Below are 1,929 nucleotides of genomic sequence, written 5' to 3' on the forward strand. Positions count from 1 at the left end.
CAGCGCGAGGCGCGAGGCGTGGCGCACGACGTCGTGGTTCGACAGCACCCAGGTGCTGGGGGCGCCCACCGCGCCGAAGTCGTCGAGGGACTCGCGGATGACATCGCCCAGCGCCTTCGCATCCCACGGCGTCATCAGATACGGGAAGTTGAAGGTCTGGTGCATCTCGTCCGGACGCACCCAGAGAGCGGTCTGCTTGAGCGTCGGCATCCAGGCCTCGCCGCACAGCGCGCGGTCGCCGTCGTATTCGGCGAGCACCTTGTGCCAGTCGCGGTAGATGTCGTGCACGCCGTCCTGACCCCAGTACGGCACGTTCGACTCGCCGCCGCCCATGGAGTCGGCATCGCTCGGGGGCGTGTAGTCGGGCAGGCCGTCGGCCTTGATCATGCCGTGCGCCACGTCGACGCGGAAGCCGTCGACACCGCGGTCGAGCCAGAAGCGCAGGATGGAGCGGAACTCCTCGCGCACCTCTTCATTGGTCCAGTCGAAGTCGGGCTGGGTGGCGTCGAAGATGTGCAGGTACCACTGGCCGGGGGTGCCGTCGGCCTCGACGACGCGCTCCCACATGCCGCCGCCGAACACCGACTCCCAGTTGTTCGGCGGAAGCTCGCCGTTCTCGCCCTTGCCGTCGCGGAAGATGTAGCGCGCGCGCTCGGGGCTTCCCGGCGCGGCCTTCAGTGCCTGCTGGAACCAGACGTGCTGGTCGGAGGAGTGGTTCGGCACCAGGTCGACCACCACGCGGATGTTGCGTGCGTGGGCCGCTTCGAGCATGTCGTCGAAGTCGGCGAGCGTGCCGAACAGCGGGTCGACGTCGCGGTAGTCGGCCACGTCGTAGCCGGCGTCACGCTGCGGGCTGGTCATGAACGGGCTCAGCCAGATCGCGTCGACGCCGAGCTCCTGCAGGGCGTCGAGCCGGCTGGTGATACCCGGCAGGTCGCCGATGCCGTCACCCGAGGCATCCGCGAAGGAACGGGGGTAGATCTGGTAGATGACGGCGCTGCGCCACCACTCGGAACCGGGGGCTGCGATCTGCTCAAGCTGTGCCATGGGAACAGGCTAGTGCAAACGCTTACATTCATGCCAGAGCAGGGATCGAATCGGTTCGGTGACGGGAGCCGTGCGCGGGCGTGCGGGCGTTTGCACGAGGATTCGCCGGATGCATGAGCTCTTCGCCCGCGGGGGTCATGCATCCGTCACGGTCTCATGCCGGTGTCGTCGGCGGCCCGATCGCAACCGGGGAGTAGGGTGAGGCATCCGATGAGTGGAGGCTGTCATGGTTCCCGAGATCAACTACTGGGCGGTCCTGCTGGCCACCGCGTCGAGCATGATCGTCGGCTCGATCTGGTATGCCCCGAAGGTGTTCGGCACGCGGTGGTCGAAGCTCGCGAACGTCGACATGGACCGTCCGGCGGCGACGGCGGTCTGGCCCATCATCACCACCGTGATCGTGAGCTTCATCACGGCATGGGTGCTCGCCGGAGCCTCCTCGATCGCCTGGCACTTCTACGGCGGATCGTACTTCTGGGGTGCCATCGTCACCGCGGTGACGCTGTGGGCGGGCTTCACGGCCGCCCATTTCATCACGCATGACGCGTTCGAGGGGCGCTCGACCAGGCTCACCACCCTGAACATCGCTCACGAGCTGGTGACCGTCGTCGTCATGGCGCTCATCATCGGCGTCTGGCCGCCGGCGATCGCCTAGCGAACCGCCCGAACTCCGGGGATCGGGGGCGGTCAGCGGATCGCCGCGCATCGGATTCGCCGATGGGAGAGGCATCCCTAGACTTTCGCCGCTTCTGCGGTCTCGACGGGGCTGTCAGTGTGGGTCTCGTGGCCTCCGGGCCGCCCGCGTGGTCCTGACGGCGCGCGGCTCTGACCGAGGGGTCCCGATGTCCGGTTCTTCGCGCCGATCGGCGCCGTGGACGATCG

At 67.8% G+C, this 1,929-nt stretch carries 2 protein-coding genes; one reads left to right on the forward strand and one right to left on the reverse strand.

The features are described 5' to 3' along the window. Positions 1–1,047 (reverse strand): alpha-amylase family glycosyl hydrolase (locus tag KZA10_RS13670; protein ID WP_256934848.1); only part of this gene is annotated, 1,047 nt, incomplete at its 3' end. 226 nt (positions 1,048–1,273) lie between these two features. Between KZA10_RS13670 and KZA10_RS13675 the strand changes: the two genes are divergently transcribed. Next, the gene (locus KZA10_RS13675; RefSeq protein WP_218683154.1) at positions 1,274–1,702 is read left to right on the forward strand and encodes a DUF1761 domain-containing protein; all 429 of its coding nucleotides are present in this window, start codon (positions 1,274–1,276) and stop codon (positions 1,700–1,702) included. Positions 1,703–1,929: the final 227 nt, after the last annotated feature.

The organism is Microbacterium sp. BF1 (assembly GCF_019279095.1).
In the GTDB taxonomy this organism is placed as follows: domain Bacteria; phylum Actinomycetota; class Actinomycetes; order Actinomycetales; family Microbacteriaceae; genus Microbacterium; species Microbacterium maritypicum.